This window comes from Shigella sp. FC1967, assembly GCF_001743005.1.
Lineage (GTDB): Bacteria > Pseudomonadota > Gammaproteobacteria > Enterobacterales > Enterobacteriaceae > Proteus.
In genome coordinates this window covers 1-1,457 of the sequence record NZ_MIIZ01000984.1, presented here as the reverse complement: position 1 = coordinate 1,457, position 1,457 = coordinate 1, and the positions used below count along the sequence as shown (strand labels likewise).

3 protein-coding genes are annotated in these 1,457 nt (G+C 33.8%); all 3 read left to right on the top strand.

Annotated features, from left to right (window positions below):
- Positions 1–92: 92 nt before the first annotated feature.
- The 3 genes from BHE89_RS17120 (at position 93) to BHE89_RS26215 (ending at position 1,267) form a co-directional block, all read left to right on the top strand.
- Positions 93–476: a universal stress protein gene (locus BHE89_RS17120; protein WP_286146245.1), complete on the top strand. Its 384-nt coding sequence runs from the start codon at positions 93–95 to the stop codon at positions 474–476.
- A gap of 298 nt (positions 477–774) precedes the next feature.
- Positions 775–891 carry an MBL fold metallo-hydrolase gene (locus BHE89_RS27155; protein ID WP_353615141.1) on the top strand — a complete coding sequence of 39 codons (117 nt, stop codon included), beginning with the start codon at positions 775–777 and terminating at the stop codon, positions 889–891.
- Positions 892–916: 25 nt separating this feature from the next.
- Positions 917–1,267, top strand: coding sequence for an MBL fold metallo-hydrolase (locus tag BHE89_RS26215; RefSeq protein ID WP_286146244.1), 351 nt, complete (start codon positions 917–919; stop codon positions 1,265–1,267).
- The last annotated feature ends 190 nt before the right edge of the window (positions 1,268–1,457 follow it).

Sequence of the window (1,457 nt, the reverse complement as noted above, 5' to 3'; positions counted from 1 at the left end):
TGATATTGATAGAAGAATAACCTGATGAACCAAAGCAAATTCCGTTAAGTGGAAAATATTGCAAAAAATGAAGATCCTTATGTTCATTTTGTATGTACTTCCTAAAACTTCCACAATCTTCTTATTATCGACTTGTTATGAATGGCGATCAATTGGATCAAGGATGCTTAAAAACGTCAGCGGAAAAAGAGCTTAAAAAAATAATCGAGCGTTTTGATTTACCTGATGACAGAATGCAAACTCACATTTGTATTGGTACACCACGAGATGCAATATTACAGATTGCTGATGAAATAAATGCGGATTTAATTGTGATTGGCTCACATAATCCTGAAGATGATTCTTATCATATTGGCTCAACTGCCGCAGATATTACACGTTTATGCAAAACGTTCTGTTATGGTGGTGAGGTAGTTGGGGGCACGATAAATCTAATAGGCTTAGATGCAATAAATAAGAATATTTACAGGATTTAGTTATATCGCTGTTATGTTTTGTGCACACGTAACAGCGACTCTACAAGTAAAAAGGTAAGGTAATCGCACAAATTAGCAGTTTTTATATTTGGAACAAAAACTTTTTTTAATTACTATTAAGTTATCTCCTGATAATAATTAAAAAAATCCCTATGTTAACGATCACCGCATTACTAGAAAACAAATCGATTAATCCTGAACTTAACCATTATCCTGGTTTGTCATTATTGTTAGAAGATGATGAATGCCAAGCTAAAAATTCTCTTTGATACTGGAAAAGATCTTACCTTTATTTCAAATGCAAAAAAAAATGGGTATTGATTTAACTACATTGAAAGCGATTGTTGTGTCTCATGGGCATTATGATCATTTTGGTGGATTGACTCGTTTGCCAACAGATTTTTTTTACCCATAAACCAAGAGTTATTGCTCATCCTCATTTGTTTTCTGTTCGCTATTCAGCACTGTTTTTAGGCAATAAAAATATCAAATTTAAACGGTTAGCACCTTTATTTGATCGTGTAAAACTCGAATCACAGTTTTCTTTTGAATTAACACAAGCCCCGCTACTCTTAGAGGAAAATTTTATCTATTCAGGAGAAGTGACTCAACGCCAAGTGAATAAACGCTATGGTGTTATTATTCATGAATTAGGTGAAGAAGATGATTACGTTCTTGATGATAGCTTTCTTGTTTGGCAAGGAAAAAAAGGCCTAGTCATTATCACTGGTTGTAGTCATTCGGGTATTGAATCTATCATTGAGCACGCAAAAAAAAATAACAGGAAATAATAATATTCAAGCGATTGTAGGGGGGATTGCATTTTACGCTGTGCAACACCTTCTGCATTACAACGTGCTAAAAAAGCCATAGATGGAAATATTGTAGTCATTCGGGTATTGAATCTATCATTGAGCACGCAAAAAAAAATAACAGGAAATAATAATATTCAAGCGATTGTAGGGGGGATTGCATTTTACG

Excerpts from the sequence above, each read along its gene's own strand:
- BHE89_RS17120 (WP_286146245.1), top strand. The coding sequence starts at position 93 with ATGTACTTCCTAAAACTTCCACAATCTTCTTATTATCGACTTGTTATG.
- BHE89_RS27155 (WP_353615141.1), top strand. The coding sequence starts at position 775 with ATGCAAAAAAAAATGGGTATTGATTTAACTACATTGAAAGCGATTGTT.